At 74.5% G+C, this 16186-nt stretch carries 12 protein-coding genes; 8 read left to right on the forward strand and 4 right to left on the reverse strand.

The window, feature by feature from the left end:
* The first annotated feature begins 26 nt into the window (after positions 1-26).
* The 4 genes from IE258_RS09105 (at position 27) to IE258_RS09120 (ending at position 4419) form a co-directional block, all read left to right on the forward strand.
* Entirely contained in the window at positions 27-566 is a 540-nt protein-coding gene (locus tag IE258_RS09105; protein WP_189741408.1) for a toxin, read from the forward strand.
* Positions 563-1747, forward strand: coding sequence for an MAB_1171c family putative transporter (locus IE258_RS09110; RefSeq protein ID WP_189741411.1), 1185 nt, complete (start codon positions 563-565; stop codon positions 1745-1747). Before IE258_RS09105 ends, IE258_RS09110 begins: the two co-directional genes overlap by 4 nt.
* Before the next feature lie 73 nt (positions 1748-1820).
* Entirely contained in the window at positions 1821-3032 is a 1212-nt protein-coding gene (locus tag IE258_RS09115; protein ID WP_189741414.1) for an MAB_1171c family putative transporter, read from the forward strand.
* Positions 3022-4419, forward strand: a complete 1398-nt coding sequence (locus tag IE258_RS09120) for an FAD-dependent monooxygenase (protein WP_189741417.1) — start codon at positions 3022-3024, stop codon at positions 4417-4419. The genes IE258_RS09115 and IE258_RS09120 overlap by 11 nt, the downstream gene beginning before the upstream one ends.
* A gap of 18 nt (positions 4420-4437) precedes the next feature.
* Here IE258_RS09120 and IE258_RS09125 read toward each other — a convergent pair whose 3' ends face one another.
* Together IE258_RS09125 and IE258_RS09130 are read right to left on the reverse strand one after the other, a co-directional pair.
* Positions 4438-5298 (reverse strand): SMP-30/gluconolactonase/LRE family protein, encoded by an 861-nt coding sequence (locus IE258_RS09125; RefSeq protein ID WP_189741420.1) that lies wholly within the window; start codon positions 5296-5298, stop codon positions 4438-4440.
* On the reverse strand, positions 5295-6068 hold the full coding sequence (locus IE258_RS09130; RefSeq protein ID WP_127896400.1) for an IclR family transcriptional regulator: 774 nt from the start codon (positions 6066-6068) through the stop codon (positions 5295-5297). The genes IE258_RS09125 and IE258_RS09130 overlap by 4 nt, the downstream gene beginning before the upstream one ends.
* Positions 6069-6181: 113 nt before the next feature.
* Here IE258_RS09130 and IE258_RS09135 point away from each other — a divergent pair, with 113 nt between their 5' ends.
* Positions 6182-6784, forward strand: a complete 603-nt coding sequence (locus IE258_RS09135) for a hypothetical protein (RefSeq protein WP_189742605.1) — start codon at positions 6182-6184, stop codon at positions 6782-6784.
* Between the two features lie 12 nt (positions 6785-6796).
* Here IE258_RS09135 and IE258_RS09140 read toward each other — a convergent pair whose 3' ends face one another.
* Positions 6797-7504, reverse strand: a complete 708-nt coding sequence (locus tag IE258_RS09140) for a FadR/GntR family transcriptional regulator (RefSeq protein WP_159327400.1) — start codon at positions 7502-7504, stop codon at positions 6797-6799.
* Positions 7505-7758: 254 nt separating this feature from the next.
* Here IE258_RS09140 and IE258_RS09145 point away from each other — a divergent pair, with 254 nt between their 5' ends.
* The 3 genes from IE258_RS09145 (at position 7759) to IE258_RS09155 (ending at position 12122) form a co-directional block, all read left to right on the forward strand.
* Entirely contained in the window at positions 7759-9168 is a 1410-nt protein-coding gene (locus IE258_RS09145) for an SLC13 family permease (RefSeq protein ID WP_189741424.1), read from the forward strand.
* Between the two features lie 127 nt (positions 9169-9295).
* On the forward strand, positions 9296-10753 hold the full coding sequence (locus IE258_RS09150) for an acyl-CoA synthetase (protein WP_189741427.1): 1458 nt from the start codon (positions 9296-9298) through the stop codon (positions 10751-10753).
* The gene (locus IE258_RS09155; protein WP_189741429.1) at positions 10746-12122 is read left to right on the forward strand and encodes a carboxyl transferase domain-containing protein; all 1377 of its coding nucleotides are present in this window, start codon (positions 10746-10748) and stop codon (positions 12120-12122) included. The genes IE258_RS09150 and IE258_RS09155 overlap by 8 nt, the downstream gene beginning before the upstream one ends.
* A gap of 267 nt (positions 12123-12389) precedes the next feature.
* On the opposite strand, the gene IE258_RS09160 is transcribed toward IE258_RS09155, so the two are convergent.
* Positions 12390-16061: a S8 family serine peptidase gene (locus IE258_RS09160; RefSeq protein ID WP_189741432.1), complete on the reverse strand. Its 3672-nt coding sequence runs from the start codon at positions 16059-16061 to the stop codon at positions 12390-12392.
* Positions 16062-16186 lie beyond the last annotated feature (125 nt).

Raw genomic sequence — 16186 nt, forward strand, 5'->3', positions numbered from 1 at the left:
ACGGCCGGGGGGACGAGGAGACAGCGGTGCGTACCAGGAAGGAGATGCGTCGCCTCGCTGACGCCCTCATCGACCCCATCCAGGTGGCCGTACCGGCCGATCCGGAGGTGCTCTTCCAGGCTCTCGTCGCCTCCGTCGGCGCCTGGCGGGGACGGGAGGTGGTCGTGCACCGAGCGGCCTTCCCGCCGCACACCGCGAGCGGGCTGTGGCTGGAGCGCGAGAGCCACGACGACGTGGTGGTGGACGAACGCGCGGCCGTCTGGCACCAGATCGTGATCCTGTGCCACGAGGTGTGGCACATGAACTGCCGGCAGGCCGAGAGGGCGGCAGGGGCGGACGACGGGACGGGCGACCGGTCCCGGCCGGTGGCGGCGCGCACCGACTTCTCCCTGGCCGAGGAGCAGGAGGCGGACCGCTTCGGCATGCTGATGGGCAGTCGGCTGCGCACCTGGCTGAACGCCTCGACCGACTCGGTGTTCGCGGCGGAGAGCGGCGGCCCGGCCAGCCCGCAGAGCCTGTCCGGCCGCATCGGGGCCGCGCTCAACTACCGCGGGACGGCCCGATGAACAGCCTGATCAACTACCTGAGCTGCGGAGCGCTCTGGCTCGGTCTCGCGGTGAAGGCGCCCGACCTGCTGCGGCACCGGCACGACCCGTACCTGAGAGCCATCTGCGCGGTGCTGGCACTGGCCGGGCTCTGCTTCCTGCTCGGGGCGCCGCCGACGGTCGGAGCCGTCAACCGGCTCAGCGGCGTGCCCAATCTCGCGGCGCCGCTCACCTACGCGGCGATCACCGGGTACTGCGCCGCCTCCCAGGTCCTGGTCGTCCACTGGCGCGGCGGGCCCCGGGTGCGGCGCACCGCACGCCGGTGGACGCTGGCCTACGCCACCGTGGTCCTCGGCATCGCGGTGGCCTTCGCGCTCGGCGACGCGCCCGTGGAGCGCCGCGTCGATCTGGACACCTACTACGCGACGACCCCGTTCATCGGCCAGATGATCCTGCTGTACCTGCTCGCGCACCTGACCGCGGTGACCGTCACCACGGTGTCCGCGCTGCGCTGGGCCCGGCAGGTGCGCGGCGCGCTGCGGGCGGGGCTGACGCTGCTCGGGGCGGGTGCGCTGTGCGGCTCCGGTTACAGCCTGGCCAAGCTCGTCGCGGTGGGTGCCCGCTGGTCCGGGCGCGACTGGTCGGCGCTCGACACCGCCGTCTCCCCGGTCGCCGCCGGTCTCGGGGCCCTGCTGATCGTCGTCGGCGTGCTGGTGCCGCTGGTGACGCCGCGGGTCTCCGAGTGGCGGCGGGCGGCACGCGCGTACGCCCGGCTGGCGCCGCTGGAGCGGGCCCTGGACGACCTGCTCGTGCGCCGGGCGCTGCGGCTGCCGCGCCCGCGGTTCGCCGCCCCCGCCACCCTCCTGATGTGGCGCCGGACGAGCATCCACAACGCACTCGGTCACCTGGACGCGTACGGCGACCGGGACCTGTACGACCGGACCCGCGCCGACACGCTGGCGGCGACGGGGGATCCCGAACTGGCCGGAGCGAAGGCGTGGGCCGCGGTGATCCTGGACGCGCTGCGGCAGGAGGCCGCTCCCGGGCCGGTGCCGCCACCGGTGCCCGGCACCGGTCGCCCGACCGCCCCGTCCCCGGATCCCGCGACGCTGGCGAGGATCGCCGACGTGCTCGCCGGGGCCGAGCGGGCGCCGGCCGCGTCCGCCGTGCCGCGCCGCAGGACGACGGCGGGCACGGCGTGACGGGCGACGGGTCCACGGCCGGTGCCGCGAGCGGCCGCGGCGCAGGAGTCCCGCACGTGAGGAGTGGTCGGACATGAGTCTCGTCGTCTACCTGGCGGCCCTGGTGTTCGGCATGACCTCCGTCCTGCTGTTCCGCCGTCCGCGTACCGCCATGAGCAATCCGCTGACCCTGTCCACGTGCGTGGCGATCGTCCTCGGTGCCCTGGTGTTCGTGTGCGCCGCCCCGGCCACCCTCGGCACCGTCAACGAACTCACCGGTGTCCCCAACTTCGGTGCCCCGCTGACCTACGGCATGCTCTCCGCGTACAGCTGCGCCGTGCTGGTGCTGCTGATCAACTGGCGGGGCGGCCCCCGGCCGGTGGTGCGGCGCGCGGTGCTGCGCAGCATGGCCGCCTACGGTCTGCTGGTGGTCGCCATCGTCGTGCTGTTCCTGCTCGCCGACGCGGACACCGAGCGGCTGACCGACCTCGACACGTACTACGCGGGCACCCCGTTCATGCGGGAGATGATCCTGCTCTACCTGGTCGGGCACAGCGCGGCGATGCTGGTGATGTGCGCCGTCTGCGTCAAGTGGAGCCGTGAGGTGGACGGTCTGCTGCGGGCGGGGCTGCGGCTCATCGTGCTCGGCGCGCTGCTGGACCTGATGGGGTTCCAGCTCACCAAGTACACGGCCGTGGCGGCGCGGTGGGCCGGTCGGGACCTCGACTTCCTGTCCACCACGGTGGCCCCGCCGATGGCGTCGCTGGCGGCGCTGGTGTGTTCCGTGGGGTTCGCGCTGCCCAGGCTGCTGCCGTCCGTGCTCGCCCACTGGCGGGGGCTGGACGACTACCGGCGCCTGGGGCCGCTGTGGTCGCTGGTGAAGCCGGTGTCCACGGCTCCCGGGCAGCCGTCCGCCCGGTGGCAGCTCCCCCGGGCCCGGCTCCAGTGGCGCGAGGTCTCCATCCACGACGCCCTGCTCACCCTGGCGCCGTACTTCGACCACCGGGTCCGCGAACGGGCGCGGGACACCGCCCTGCGCGCGGGCCACTCCGCCCACCAGGCCCGGCTGGCGGCGGAGGCGGCGATGCTCGCCGACGCCGCGCGCCGGGCCGCCGCCCACGAGGAACCGCCCGAGGCCACCGGTTCCTACCGGTTGCACGCCACGGAGGTGCCCGGCCCGAGCGGGCTGGTGGAACTGTCCCAGGCGCTGGACCGCCCGCCCGGCCGTGCCGCCGCCCAAGGCGGCACGAACCCGTCTTCCTTGACCGGAACCCTGAACGAACCCGAGGAGCCCCATGTCGCGTAGAGCTGTCGTCGTCGGTGCCGGACTCGCCGGGATGCTGGCCGCGGCCGTCCTGGCCGACGCGGGCGTGACGGAGGTCGTCGTGCTGGACCGCGACGAGCTGCCCGACGGTCCCCGTCAGCGCCGTGGGCTGCCCCAGGGGCGGCACGCCCACCTGCTCATGACGGGCGGGCTGACGGCGATGGAGGAGATCGTGCCCGGTGTGGGCAAGCGGCTGCTCGCCGCCGGGGCCCACGAGATATCCCTCAGCTCGGGCGTGCTGGCCCGCTCCCCCGAGGGCTGGCTGCGCAGGTGGCGGCGCGAGGGGCCCGTCATGCTCACCTGCACCCGGGCGCTGGTGGACTGGACGGTACGGGCCGCGGTGCTCGAACACCCGCGGGTCGAGGTGCGCCGGGCGGCCGCGGTCGGGCTGACCGGGTCCGCGGGGCGGGTGCGGGGCGTGCGGGTCTCGGGGCCCGACGGGGAGGCTGACCTGGACGCCGACCTGGTCGTCGACGCGAGCGGACGCGGTACCCGGATCGTCCCCTGGCTGGAGGAGCTCGGGCTGTCCGGCGTCCGGACCCGGACCGTGGACTCGGGGCTGGTCAACGCCTCGCGCGTGTACCGGGTACCCGCCGGGGCGGAGCGGTTCCCGCTGACGATCGTGCAGGCCGACCCGTACGTGTCCCGGCCGGGCCGGAGCGCCATGGTCATGCCGGTCGAGGGGGACCGCTGGCTGGTCAGCTGCGGCGGCACGCGCGGTGGTGAGCCGCCGGCCGACGCCGAGGGCTTCCTGCGGTACACGCTCGACCTGCCGGACCCGATCGTCGGCCGGCTGATCTCCGGCGCCGAACCGCTCACCGACGTGCACGTGAGCCGGTCCACCAGCAACGTGCGGCACTACCTGGACAAGGCACCGCACTGGCCGGAGGGCCTGGTGGTCCTCGGCGACGCGCTCGGCACCTTCAACCCGGCCTACGGGCAGGGCATGTCGGTGGCCGCCTTCGGCGCCCGCGTCCTCGGCCGGGAGCTGGAGCGGGCCGGTGGTCCCGACGCGCCCGGCCTCGCCCGACGGGTGCTGCAGGGCGCGGCGCGTCCGGTGGACGCGGCCTGGGCGATGGCCGTCGGGCAGGACGTCCTCTACCCCGCCACGCGCGGCGGGCGGCCGGGGATCGCCGACCGCGCGGTGACGGCGTACACGCGGCGCATGACCAGGGCGGCGGCCGGTTCCTTCGCGGCGGCCTCGGCGATCTGGGACGTCACCAGCATGCGCACCCCGCCGACCCGCATGTTCCACCCGGCCGCGGTCCTGGCCGCCCTCACCGGCTCGCCGCTGCCCGCCCTGTCGGGACCGCCGCTGACCCCCGCCGAGCGCGAGGTGCTCGACGGCCTCGACCGCACGGGGGCGTGAGCGAGCCGGCCGGGGTCCTCACCCCGCGAAGGCCGGCTGCGCCACCCCGCGCCCCGCCCCCGGCACCACCAGCAGCGAACCCGCCAGGGGGTGCGGGGCCGGCAGGCCGACGCGGGCCGTGGTGACGTACAGGTCGGTGAGGTCCGGGCCGCCGAAGGCGCAGGCCGTGACGCGCGGGACGGGGAGGGCGATCACCCGGTCCAGGTCGCCGGACGGGGTGTAGCGGCGTACCGCGCCGCCGTCCCACAGGGCGGTCCACACACAGCCGTCGGCGTCGACGCACAGACCGTCGGGGAAGCCCGCGCCCTCCTCGACGGTGGCCAGGGGGCGGCGGTTCGCGACCCGGCCGTCCGCGGTGACGTCGAAGACGTCGATGCGGCGGGTCGGGGTGTCGATGTAGTACATCAGCCGGCCGTCGGGGCTCCAGCCGGTGCCGTTGCTCACGGTGACGTCGTCGAGGACGGTCTCGGCGGTGCCGTCGCCGGTGAACCGGGTCAGCGTGCCCCCGCCCTGCGCCTCGTCGTAGCGCATGGTGCCCGCCCACAGGCTGCCGTCGGGGGCGACGGCGGCGTCGTTGCCGCGGCGGCCGGGCACGGGCTCGCGGTGCAGCCAGCGGAAGGTGTCGTCGGGGTCGAGCAGGCCGATGCCGTCCCGCAGGTTGAGGACGAGGCCGCCGCCCGCGCGGGGCTTGACGGCGCCCACGTGCTGGTCGGTGCGGCGCAGCGTGCGCCGGCCGGTGGCCGGGTCGTAGGTGTGGACGCGGGAGTTCAGGATGTCGAGCCACAGGAGGCGGCCCGTCGCCGGGTCCCAGGTGGGGCCCTCGCCGAGGGTCGCTTCCGCGTGGACGGCCACCTCGAAGGCCGTGCCGGTCGTCGTCATGCCGCGCTCCTGTGGCCGAGCCGCTCGGAGAGGTCGGCGGCGCCCTTGACGGCCAGCTGCTCCAGTTCGGCGCGGCGTTCCTCGCTCCAGCGGATCATAGGCACCGAGATCGACAGCGCGGCGACGACGCGGCCGGTGCGGTCGCGGACCGGGGCGGCCACGCAGGAGACGTCCGGGTTGGACTCGCGGCTCTCCACCGCGGTGCCGTGCTCGCGGATCGCGGCGAGGGCCTCGCGCAGGGCGGCCGGGTCGGTGATGCTGTTCGGGGTCATCGCGGTCAGCTCGGCGCCGTCCGGGAAGCGCGCGGCGACCTCCGGCTCGGGCAGGGAGGCCAGCAGCATCTTGCCGACGGACGTGCAGTGCGCGGGCAGCCGCCGTCCTGCCGCGGAGACCATGCGCACCGCGTGCGTGGAGTCGACCTTGGCGATGTAGATGACGTCGGTGTCCTCCAGGATCGCCACGTGCACCGTCTCGTCGCAGGTCTCGGCGACGGTCCGGGCGACCTGCTGGCCCTCCGCGGCGAGGTCGAGGTGCTCGGCGTAGCGGGCGCCGAGCTGGTACGGACGCACACCGAGCCGGTACCGTCCGGACTGCCCGGGGACGGGGACGATGTACTTGCGGGCGGCGAGCGTGGTGACCAGCTCGTGCACGGTGGTGCGCGGCAGCTGCAGCCTGCGCACGATGTCGGGGGCGGAGAGCGTGCCGTCCCCGTCGAGGAAGAGCTCCAGTATGTCGAGAGCCCGGGTCACGGCAGGCACGAGGCGTCCCATGTCCAGCCCCCTCCCTAGATGTGTTCGAGATTTCAACAGGCGGTCGGAATAGCGAACACAGGCTACTCATACCGCGTTTGCCTGGGCAATGGGCAGTGATGAACGGGCGGGTGATGATGGGTGCCATGCCGACCGGAAAGCAGCCCGCGAAACCGTTCACCCCGCGCGACTTCCAGCTCGTCCTGCTGCGCCGCATGGCCGACCACAACCCCGGCCCGGTCGAGGACGCCCGCCGCGAGCTGGGCGCCTCGGTCGCGGACATGCGCGAGGCCAACCGGCGCTGGCAGGCGATGCTCCACTCACCCCGGTCCCGCTCGGCCGCCTCCCGCTACCGCTCGATCCTGGGCGAGCCGGAGTCGATGGCACCGCGCCGGATCGGCGACCTGGAGTGCGAGGCCCGGCAGTGGGCGCTGCCCCTGTGGCCGGACCTGCGTTTCGAGGTGCTCGTCGCGGACAAGGGCGTCGTCTGGAACGAGTGGCTGGTGCGCGCCCCCGGCGCACCGGGGCCCGAGCTGCGCACCCTGGACGACCTCACGCCCTGGTCGTGCACGGTCGACGAGGCGGCCCGCGCCTTCGCCCCCGCCCGGCCGCTCCAGGGCTCGGCCCCGACCCGGTGGGGGCTGGCCTTCACCGCCCCGGACCGGGACGGCGTACGACACGAGGTGGTCGCGGAGTTCACCTGGGGGCTGCTCCAGCGCACCGCGGTCGGCGCATAGCGAAGGCCCCGGTCAGCGTTCGTCCTCCGGGTCCCAGTCCAGCAGCCGGACCTTGGCGACCGTACGGACGTGGCGGCGCATCGCGGCGGCGGCCTGCCGGGGCTCCCGGGCGGCCACGGCGTCCAGGATCGCCCGGTGCTGCGCCAGGGAGCGGCCGGGCCGGCCGGGCTGGCGCAACGACTCGGTGCGGCTCTCGGCGATCTGGTGGGCGATGGAGCGCATGAACTCGGCGAGCAGGCTGCTGTGCGCCGCCGCCGTCACCGCCGCGTGGAACAGCCGGTCCCCCTCGACACCGTGCCCGCTCCCGTCGATCTCCTCGGCCATCACGTCCAGCGCGGCCCGCATCGCGGCGAGGTCGTCCTCCGTGCGGCGCTCGGCGGCCAGTTCGGCGAGCTTGGTCTCCAGGGCCTCGCGGGCCTCCAGGACGTCCGGGAGGCGCCGGCGGCGTTCGACCATCGCCTCGACCGGTTCGACGTCGAGGCTGTCGCGGACCAGATAGGTCCCGCCGCCGTGCCGTGCCTCCACCAGGCCCTGGACCTCCAGGACGACGATCGCCTGCTTCACCGAGGCACGGCTGACGCCGAGGCGCTGGGCGAGGTCCCGCTCGGGCGGAAGCCGGTCGCCGGCCCGCAGGCCCCCGTCGGTGACGTACTGGCGCAGCCGCTCCAGCACCTGTTCGTACAGGCGCTGTTTGGTCATGGGGCGCAGGGCGTCGGTCATGAGGTCCCCCCTCTCGACGGGAGCGTAGCACCGGGCGAGGAGGTGGCCCGGTGGACGAGTGGCTGAGCCAATTGTTGCGCGACCCCTTGACGCCGCCTCCCGCCGGGCCCACGCTGACCAGCCAACCGCACCACACAAGTGGCTCAGCCACTCAGCCACTCCCCATTCAGCCCATACCCACTCAGCCCACTCAGCCACTCCGATCCACTCGGCCACCCCCATCGGCAGTCAGGTCAGCACTCGGGAGCCCCCGCATGTCCCCCGAACTCATCTCGATCCTCGTCCTCGTCGTGGTGTTCGTCATCGCCACCACCCGCTCCGTCAACATGGGCGCGCTCGCCTTCGCCGCCGCGTTCGGGGTGGGCACGCTCGTCGCCGACCTCGACGCGGACGGCATCTTCGCCGGTTTCCCCGGCGACCTCTTCGTCGTCCTCGTCGGCGTCACCTACCTGTTCGCCATCGCCCGGGCCAACGGCACCACCGACTGGCTGGTGCACGCGGCCGTCCGGCTGGTGCGGGGGCGGGTCGCGCTGATCCCGTGGGTGATGTTCGCGCTCACCGGCGCGCTCACGGCGATCGGGGCGGTCAGTCCGGCCGCGGTCGCGATCGTCGCGCCGATCGCCCTGAGCTTCGCCACCCGGTACTCGATCAGCCCGCTGCTCATGGGCACGATGGTGGTGCACGGCGCGCAGGCCGGCGGGTTCTCGCCGATCAGCATCTACGGCTCGATCGTCAACGGCATCGTGGAGCGCGAGAAGCTCCCCGGCAGCGAGATCGGCCTCTTCCTCGCCTCACTGGTCGCCAACCTCCTCATCGCGGCCGTGCTGTTCGCGGTGCTCGGCGGGCGAAAGCTGTGGGCGCGCGGGGCGGTGACGCCGGAGGACGGCGGCGTCACCGGAAAGGGCACGGCATCCGCCGGGACGGGCAGCGGCACCGGCGGCACGGGCACCGGAACCGACGGCACCGGCGGCACGGGCACCGGCACCGGAACCGGCGGCACCGCCCCCGCCGCCGTGGCCGTCCGCCCCGAGCAGGAGACCGGCGGCGCCGAGGGCACCGGCATCCGTCTCACCCCCGCCCGGATCGCCACCCTCGTCGCCCTGGTGGCCCTGGTCGTGGCCGTCCTCGGCTTCGACCTGGACGCGGGTCTGACCGCGGTCACCCTCGCCGTCGTCCTGAGCACCGCCTGGCCGGACGACAGCCGCCGCGCCGTCGGGGAGATCGCCTGGTCCACGGTGCTGCTGATCTGCGGTGTCCTCACCTACGTGGGCGTACTGGAGGAGATGGGCACCATCACCTGGGCCGGTGAGGGCGTCGGCGGCATCGGCGTCCCGCTGCTGGCCGCCGTACTGCTCTGCTACATCGGCGCGATCGTGTCGGCCTTCGCCTCCTCCGTGGGCATCATGGGCGCGCTGATCCCGCTGGCGGTGCCGTTCCTCGCGCAGGGCGAGATCGGGGCGGTCGGCATGGTGGCGGCGCTCGCGGTGTCGGCGACGGTGGTGGACGTCAGCCCGTTCTCCACCAACGGCGCGCTGGTGCTGGCCGCGGCCCCGGACGTGGACCGCGACCGCTTCTTCCGGCAACTGATGATCTACGGCGGGATCGTGGTGGCGGCCGTGCCGGTGCTGGCCTGGCTGGTGCTGGTCGTGCCCGGATTCGGGTAGCCCCGCCTCGCGGATCCGGCGCGATCCGGCGCGATCCGGCAGCCTTGAACGACAGCACTCGGACAACGCCCTTCGGGCAACAGCTCTCGGGCGACAGCTTTCGGGCAACAGCTAAGGAGTACGACGCGTGTCCTCTCTCTTCCCGGCCCTCTCCCCGGCCCCGACCGGCGCTCCGGCCGACCGGCCCGCCCTGCGGTTCGGCGAGCGCTCCCTGACGTACGCGGAACTCGCCGCCGCCGCGGGCGCCACGGCCGGGAGGATCGGCGGCGCCGGCCGGGTCGCGGTGTGGGCCACCCCGGCGATGGAGACCGCCGTCGCCGTGGTCGCGGCGCTGCTGGCCGGGGTCGCGGCCGTGCCGCTCAACCCGAAGTCGGGCGACAAGGAGCTCGCGCACATCCTCTCCGACAGCGCGCCCTCCCTGGTCCTGGCGCCCCCGGACGCCGAACTCCCGCCCGCGCTCGGCACCCTGGAGCGCGTCGACGTCGACGTGCGGGCCCGCGGGGCCGTCCCCGAGGACCACACCGAGGAGGGCGACCCCGCGCTCGTCGTCTACACCTCCGGCACCACCGGCCCGCCCAAGGGCGCCGTCATCCCCCGGCGGGCGCTCGCGACGACCCTGGACGCGCTCGCCGACGCGTGGCAGTGGACCGGGGACGACGTGCTGGTGCAGGGGCTGCCGCTGTTCCACGTGCACGGCCTGGTCCTCGGCATCCTCGGCCCGCTGCGCCGGGGCGGGTCCGTGCGGCACCTGGGCAGGTTCTCCACCGAGGGCGCGGCGCGGGAGCTGAACGACGGCGCGACCATGCTGTTCGGGGTGCCGACGATGTACCACCGGATCGCCGAGACGCTCCCCGACGACCCGGAGCTGACGAAGGCCCTGTCCGGGGCGCGGCTGCTGGTGTCGGGGTCGGCCGCGCTGCCGGTGCACGACCACGAGCGCATCGCCGCCGCCACCGGCCGCCGGGTGATCGAGCGGTACGGCATGACCGAGACGCTGATGAACACCAGTGTGCGGGCCGACGGCGAGCCGCGCGCCGGGGCGGTGGGCGTGCCGCTGCCCGGCGTGGAGCTGCGGCTGGTGGAGGAGGACGGCACGCCGATCGCGGAGCTGGACGGGGAGAGCGTCGGCGAGATCCAGGTGCGCGGCCCGAACCTGTTCACGGAGTACCTCAACCGCCCCGACGCCACCGCCGCCGCCTTCACCGAGGACGGCTTCTTCCGCACCGGCGACATGGCGGTGCGCGACCCCGACGGCTATGTCCGCATCGTCGGCCGCAAGGCCACCGATCTGATCAAGAGCGGCGGGTACAAGATCGGGGCCGGGGAGATCGAGAACGCGCTGCTCGAACACCCGGGTGTGCGGGAGGCCGCGGTCACCGGGGAGCCCGACCCCGACCTCGGGGAGCGGATCGTGGCCTGGATCGTCCCGGCCGACCCCGCCGCACCGCCCGCCCTCGGCACGCTGGCCGACCACGTCGCCGCCCGGCTCGCCCCGCACAAGCGACCGCGCGTCGTCCGGTACCTCGACGCGGTGCCCCGCAACGACATGGGGAAGATCATGAAGCGGGCGCTGGACCGTGGCTGAGCGCCTGACCGCGCGGGAGTTCCTCGCCCTGGTCACCGACGACGCCACCTTCACCGAACTCCCGCACGCGGACGGCCCGTGGCGGCCCGACGGCCCCCTCGGCTGGCCCGGCTACGACGCCTCGCGGGCCCGCGCCGCCGAGCGCACCGGCGAGGCGGAGTCCGTCGTCTGCGGCACCGGCCGCGTGGAGGGCACCCGGGCCGTGCTCGTCTCCTTCGAGTTCGGCTTCCTCGGCGGCTCGCTCGGCCACCGCACCGGCGACCGTCTTGAGGCGGCGTACGCGTACGCCCGTGAACACCGGCTGCCGGTGGTGCCGTTGGTCGCGACGGGCGGCAGCCGGATGCAGGAGGGGATGCTCGCGCTGACCCAGCTGCAGCGGGTGGCCCGGCAGTCGGCGCTGACCCGGGCGGCCGGTCTGGCGCAGGTCGCGGTGGTACGGGACCCGGCGACCGGGGGCGGCTGGGCGACGCTGGGCGCGGGCGCCGACGTGGTCCTCGCCCTGCCCGGCGCGCAGGTCGGCTTCGCCGGCTCGCGGGTCCGGCCGCCGGACGCGGACCCGGCGGCGTACACGGCCGAGGCGCAGGTGGCGGCGGGCAGCGCGGACGCCGTCGTACCGCCCGGGGAGCTGCGCGCGACGCTGGGGCGGTGGCTGCGGCTGCTGACGGCGCCGTCCGACGGTCCGGCGCCGGTGCCTCAGCCGCTGGGCGCCCGGGACCTGCCGGTCAGCGGCTGGGAGGCGGTGCGGCGGGCCCGCGACCCCGGCCGCCCGCGCGCCGAGGCGTACCTGGACGCCTACTTCACCGACCGCGTGGCGGTGTCCGGCGACCGCTGCGGCGGCCGGGACCCTGAGGGCATGCTGTGCGGCTTCGGCCTGCACGCGGGGCGCACGGTCGCGTACGCCGCCCAGACGGGCACGGCGACCCGGCCCGCCGGGTACCGCACCGCCACCCGGCTGATCCACCTCGCGGACCGGCTCGGCATCCCGGTCCTGACCCTGGTGGACACGCCGGGCGCGGCCAACGACGCGGCGGCGGAGCGGTCGGGGGCGGGTCCGGCGATCGCGGACCTGTTCGGCGCCGTCGCCTCGGTGCGCACGCCGGTCACCACGCTGGTGATCGGCGAGGGCGGTTCGGGCGGCGCGCTGGCCCTGGCGGCGCCCGGCAGCACCTGGGCCACCCCGGACAGCTACTTCTCCGTCATCGCGCCGGAGCACGCGGCGGCCATCCTGAAGCGCCCGCCGGAGGAGGCGGAGGCGACGGCCGGTCAACTACGGCTGCGGCCACAGGACTTGGCGGCGCTTGGCGTGATCCGAACAAGCGAGCAGTTGTTCCCTGGAACAGGTGATCGTCGCTCTGAAGAGCGCATGTGACTGCAGGGACCAACGATACTTACGGTGTGCAAGCAACGGGCTGCAGACCGTAGTTGGCGCACATGTCCCGAGTAGTCCCAGCGGGGCCCGGCGGGTCCCGCACCTGAACAGCGCAAGGAGCTGCACGATCATGAACCTTCTCACCGACATCCTCGCCGGCCTCGTCCACTTCGTCGGCTGGCTGGTCTGACGGTCCGAGAAACCGACGGCGCCGCCTCCCCGTCCCAGGGAGGCGGCGCCGTCCGCGTGTGAGCGAGCGGCGGCGGACTACCGCACGGCCACCGCTCGTACGATCTCCTGCGTGACCGAGCCGCCCCGGTCGTCGCGCGCCGAGGCCCGCAGCGAGACGTGCTCCGCGTCCCGCGGCACGCTCAGCGTCCCCTGCCAGGACGCCTCCCCGCCGCCGTCACCGCCGCGCAGCCGGACCTGGTGCCAGCTCTTCCCGTCGTCGTAGGAGACCTCGAGCCTCCCGCCGCCGATCGTCCCGGTGTCCGGGGCGCCCGCCACGTACTCGGCGCCGAGCCCGATCCGCAGCTTCTTCCCGCCGCGCACCTTCCCCGCGAGGTCGGTGTCCACGTCGAAGGAGAGGTTGATCAGCGGCAGGAAGGTCCACCGGTCGTCCGGTGTCGCGGTTGAGCGGAAGGTCCACTCCGCGTGGCCCTTCGTCGCCGTCGGCCAGCGTGCCGCGTCCAGCGCGGTGTCGGTGACGAGCTTGTAGGTGTGCTCGTCGGCCGGGGCGTCCCACACGTACGCGGCGGAACTCGGCCCCTGGTCGACCAGTTCACCGTCCAGGTACACCGACGTGGTCTGCGACATGCCGCTGCCCTCGCTCCACACGTCGCCGAAGCCGGTGTGGTCGGGGCCCGAGTCGCCCCAGCCGGGCGCGTTGAACTGGAGCCGGTTCCCGGCCCGCTGCTGTCCCCAGCCGAGCCCGGTGCCGAGGTAGGGGTGCCACACCGGCTTGAACCAGTCCAGCTCCGTACGCGAGCCGCCCCGGTAGTCGGACAGTCCGCCGCGCTCCTCCAGTGCCTCGTCGGCGCTGGTCACGGTCTCGTGCCAGAGCTGGCCCGGTCCGGTGGACACGTACTCGGTGCGCTCGGCCGGGTAGTCGATCCGCTCCCGGAAGCCGAGGCCGATCGGGAAGGTGTCGGTGATCGAGTACCGGAACTCGCCGCCGCTCGACGGTCCGTCGCCGTGGTACTTGGTGCGCAGCTCCGCGAGGTCGCGGTGGCCCGGCTCGTAGGTGAGGTCCCGGTCGGGCACGGCGCCCTCGTGTCCCTCGGACAGGTCGTACACGTAGGGCGTGTTGCGGGTGCCGGTCATGTCGACCCGCCCGGCCCGCCGGAGCCGCTGGGCGTCGGCCGCGGCGACCGTGGCGATCTGGAGCGACCGGTCGGCGTTGTCGTCCGTGCCCCACCACGACATCAGCCGGCCGGGGGCGTCGTCGGTCACGAACAGCGCCTTGACGCCGGCGTCCTGCGCGGCCTGGGCGAGCGCGGCCGGCTCGGTCCCCTCGGTGAGCTCGGCGAGGACCGCCTTGCCGCGTACGCCGTCCGGGAAGGGCCCGGCACCGAGATCACCGACGTCGACCAGCGGCAGCCGGGTGCGGCCCTCGACGAGGGTGCCGCCGGACTGGACGGTGGCCTCGTCGATCCCCTTCACCTCGAGCAGCGGCTTGCCGAGCCGCCACACGGTCCGGTACTCGAAGCCGCCCTCGGTGACCTTCCCGGTCGGCGCGGCGAAGATGCTGTCGTACGTCAGCGGCACCTGGACGGCGCCGAACAGGTCGGAGCCGTTCGCGCTGCGGTCGTACTCCATGAGCAGTTGGCGGGTCTCGGTGCGCTTGCGGACGTCGGCGCTGATCTCGCGCAGCTCGCGGCCGTCCAGGGTGATCTCGCGGTCCCGGTCGACGACGACCTCCGGGGCGGCGAGGAAGCCCAGGCCGAGGGAGTCGGCGCCGTGGCTGCCGCGTACGTCGAGGAAGGACGACAGGCTGTACGTCCCGCGCGGCAGCCGCAGTTCCAGGGTCCCCGAGTCACCGACGTGGGCCGGGAAGGGGTCGACGCCCTCGGTGAGCTGCTGGACGGTCAGGTCGGCCGGGGTCGCGGCGCCGGAGCGGTCCTTGACGTGGACGGTGAGCGTGTACCGCTCGTCCTCCTTGACCAGCCCGAACGCGGTGTGCGCGAGGGTCTTCCCGCTCGCGTCGGCCGCCACCACCTGCCCGCTCGTGTTGCCGACCGGCGCCTTGGCCCCGTCCCCGGTGAGCGTGGTCGAGGCGGTGCCGTGCGCGGGCACGGTGAGGGAGGTGTCGGCGAGCGTGGCGACGCCCTCGGGGGCGCCCCGCACGGACAGCTTCAGCTCGACGTCCGTGTCCGAGGAGTTGGTGTAGGTGACGGTCCTGGCGACCGGCTCGTTGGCGTCGTACGGCCAGGAGTAGAAGCCCAGGTCGGCGCTGCCGGTCGCGGTGACATCGGCGCCGACGGCCTCCGGCACGCTGACCCGACCCGCGCCCAACTGGTGGACGGGAGCGTCCAGTTCCTTCGAGGTGGACATCAGCGCGTCCTTGAGCCGCGCGCCGGTCCAGTCCGGGTGCTCCTCGGCGAGCAGGGCGGCGACCCCGGCGATGTGCGGTGTCGCCATCGACGTACCGTCCATGCTGGTGTAGTCGCCGCTGCCCTCGGCGAGCCGGGAGCGGGCGGCGAGGATGCCGACGCCCGGGGCCGACAGGTCGGGCTTGAGCGCGTTGTCCCCGTACCGGGGTCCGGCGCTGGTGAACCAGGCGGCCTGGTCGGCGGAGTCGACGGCGCCCACGGTGAGGGCGGCGTCGGCCGCGCCGGGCGAGCCTATGGAGGACGGGGCCCCGGTGTTGCCGGCCGCGATGACGAACAGGGCGCCGGTCTCGCGGGACAGGGTGTTGACGGCCTCGGCCATCGGGTCGGTGCCGTCGCTGGGTTCGGTGGAGCCGAGGCTCATGGAGACGATGTCGGCGTCCACGTCGCGGGCGGCCCACTCCATGCCCGCGATGATCTCCGACTCGCTGCCGAAGCCCTCGTCGTCGAGGACCTTGCCGACCGCGAGCGTGGCGCCGGGCGCGACGCCCTTCTCCTTGCCGTCGGAGGCCGCGCCGCTGCCGCCCACGGTGGAGGTGACGTGCGTGCCGTGGCCGTGCCGGTCGGCGACCTCCTCGCCGGGGATGAAGCTCTTGCTCTGCGCGATCCGACCCGCGAGGTCGGGGTGCCCGGCGTCCACGCCGCTGTCCAGCACGGCCACGGTGACGCCCTTGCCGGTCAGCCCGGCCTCCCAGGCGTCCGGCGTGCCGATCTGCGCGTTGGACTCGGCCATGTCCGCGGTGACCCGCCCGTCGAGCCACACCTCGTCGACACCGGCGCCGCCACGGGTGAATTCCCGCCAGAATTCACGCCCCTTGTCGGCCTCGACGGCCGCTCCGCGCACGCTGGGCAGCGACCGGGTCCGCTCGACGCCCCGCGGGGTGGCGGCCCGCGCGCCCTTGCCGTAGGTCACGATCAGCGGCAGCTCGCCGGTCTCGCTGTCGGCGAGCCCCTGCTCCAGCAACTCCCCGACGTCGAAAAGCCGTTGGTCGAGGCTGCCGTCGCGCAGGTACGGCAGGGCCTCGTCCGGTACGACGGTGGTCCGGCCGCCCGAGCTGCTGGTGCGCACGGCGCCGGTGGCGCCCGCGGGCCGCTCGACGGTGACGGTCTTCCGGCCGCCGCCGAGGTCGGCGACGGTCACCCGGTCGCCGGTGACGAGGGTGACGGTGCGGGCCACGTCGGCCGCACCGGCCGTGCGGGCGGCCGCCGTGCGGGAGTGCGCCGGGTCCGGGGGCGGGTCCTGCGCCGCGGCCGTCCCGGCCGGCAGCAGCGCGATCACGAGCCCCGCCGACAGGAGGGTCGCCCCACGTCTGACTGGTCCTGTGCTCATCCACGTCTCTCTTCGTGTCGTCGTAGAGTGCTGTGACGAGTGCTGTGAGCAGTCTCAGGGGGCTTGTGGGGCCCGGGAGTTGACCAGAGGCGGCGGTTAGTCGCCTTGGCGGGTTTCCGCCAGCG

This window comes from Streptomyces tendae, assembly GCF_014650435.1.
Taxonomy (GTDB): domain Bacteria; phylum Actinomycetota; class Actinomycetes; order Streptomycetales; family Streptomycetaceae; genus Streptomyces; species Streptomyces tendae.

What these genes read in the sequence shown, in the direction of transcription:
- IE258_RS09160 (WP_189741432.1), bottom strand. Translation starts at nt 16,061, where the DNA reads ATGAGCACAGGACCAGTCAGACGTGGGGCGACCCTCCTGTCGGCGGGG.
- IE258_RS09120 (WP_189741417.1), top strand. Translation starts at nt 3,022, where the DNA reads ATGTCGCGTAGAGCTGTCGTCGTCGGTGCCGGACTCGCCGGGATGCTG.
- IE258_RS09110 (WP_189741411.1), top strand. Translation starts at nt 563, where the DNA reads ATGAACAGCCTGATCAACTACCTGAGCTGCGGAGCGCTCTGGCTCGGT.
- IE258_RS09130 (WP_127896400.1), bottom strand. Translation starts at nt 6,068, where the DNA reads ATGGGACGCCTCGTGCCTGCCGTGACCCGGGCTCTCGACATACTGGAG.
- IE258_RS09145 (WP_189741424.1), top strand. Translation starts at nt 7,759, where the DNA reads ATGTCCCCCGAACTCATCTCGATCCTCGTCCTCGTCGTGGTGTTCGTC.
- IE258_RS09140 (WP_159327400.1), bottom strand. Translation starts at nt 7,504, where the DNA reads ATGACCGACGCCCTGCGCCCCATGACCAAACAGCGCCTGTACGAACAG.
- IE258_RS09135 (WP_189742605.1), top strand. Translation starts at nt 6,182, where the DNA reads ATGATGGGTGCCATGCCGACCGGAAAGCAGCCCGCGAAACCGTTCACC.
- IE258_RS09125 (WP_189741420.1), bottom strand. Translation starts at nt 5,298, where the DNA reads ATGACGACGACCGGCACGGCCTTCGAGGTGGCCGTCCACGCGGAAGCG.
- IE258_RS09115 (WP_189741414.1), top strand. Translation starts at nt 1,821, where the DNA reads ATGAGTCTCGTCGTCTACCTGGCGGCCCTGGTGTTCGGCATGACCTCC.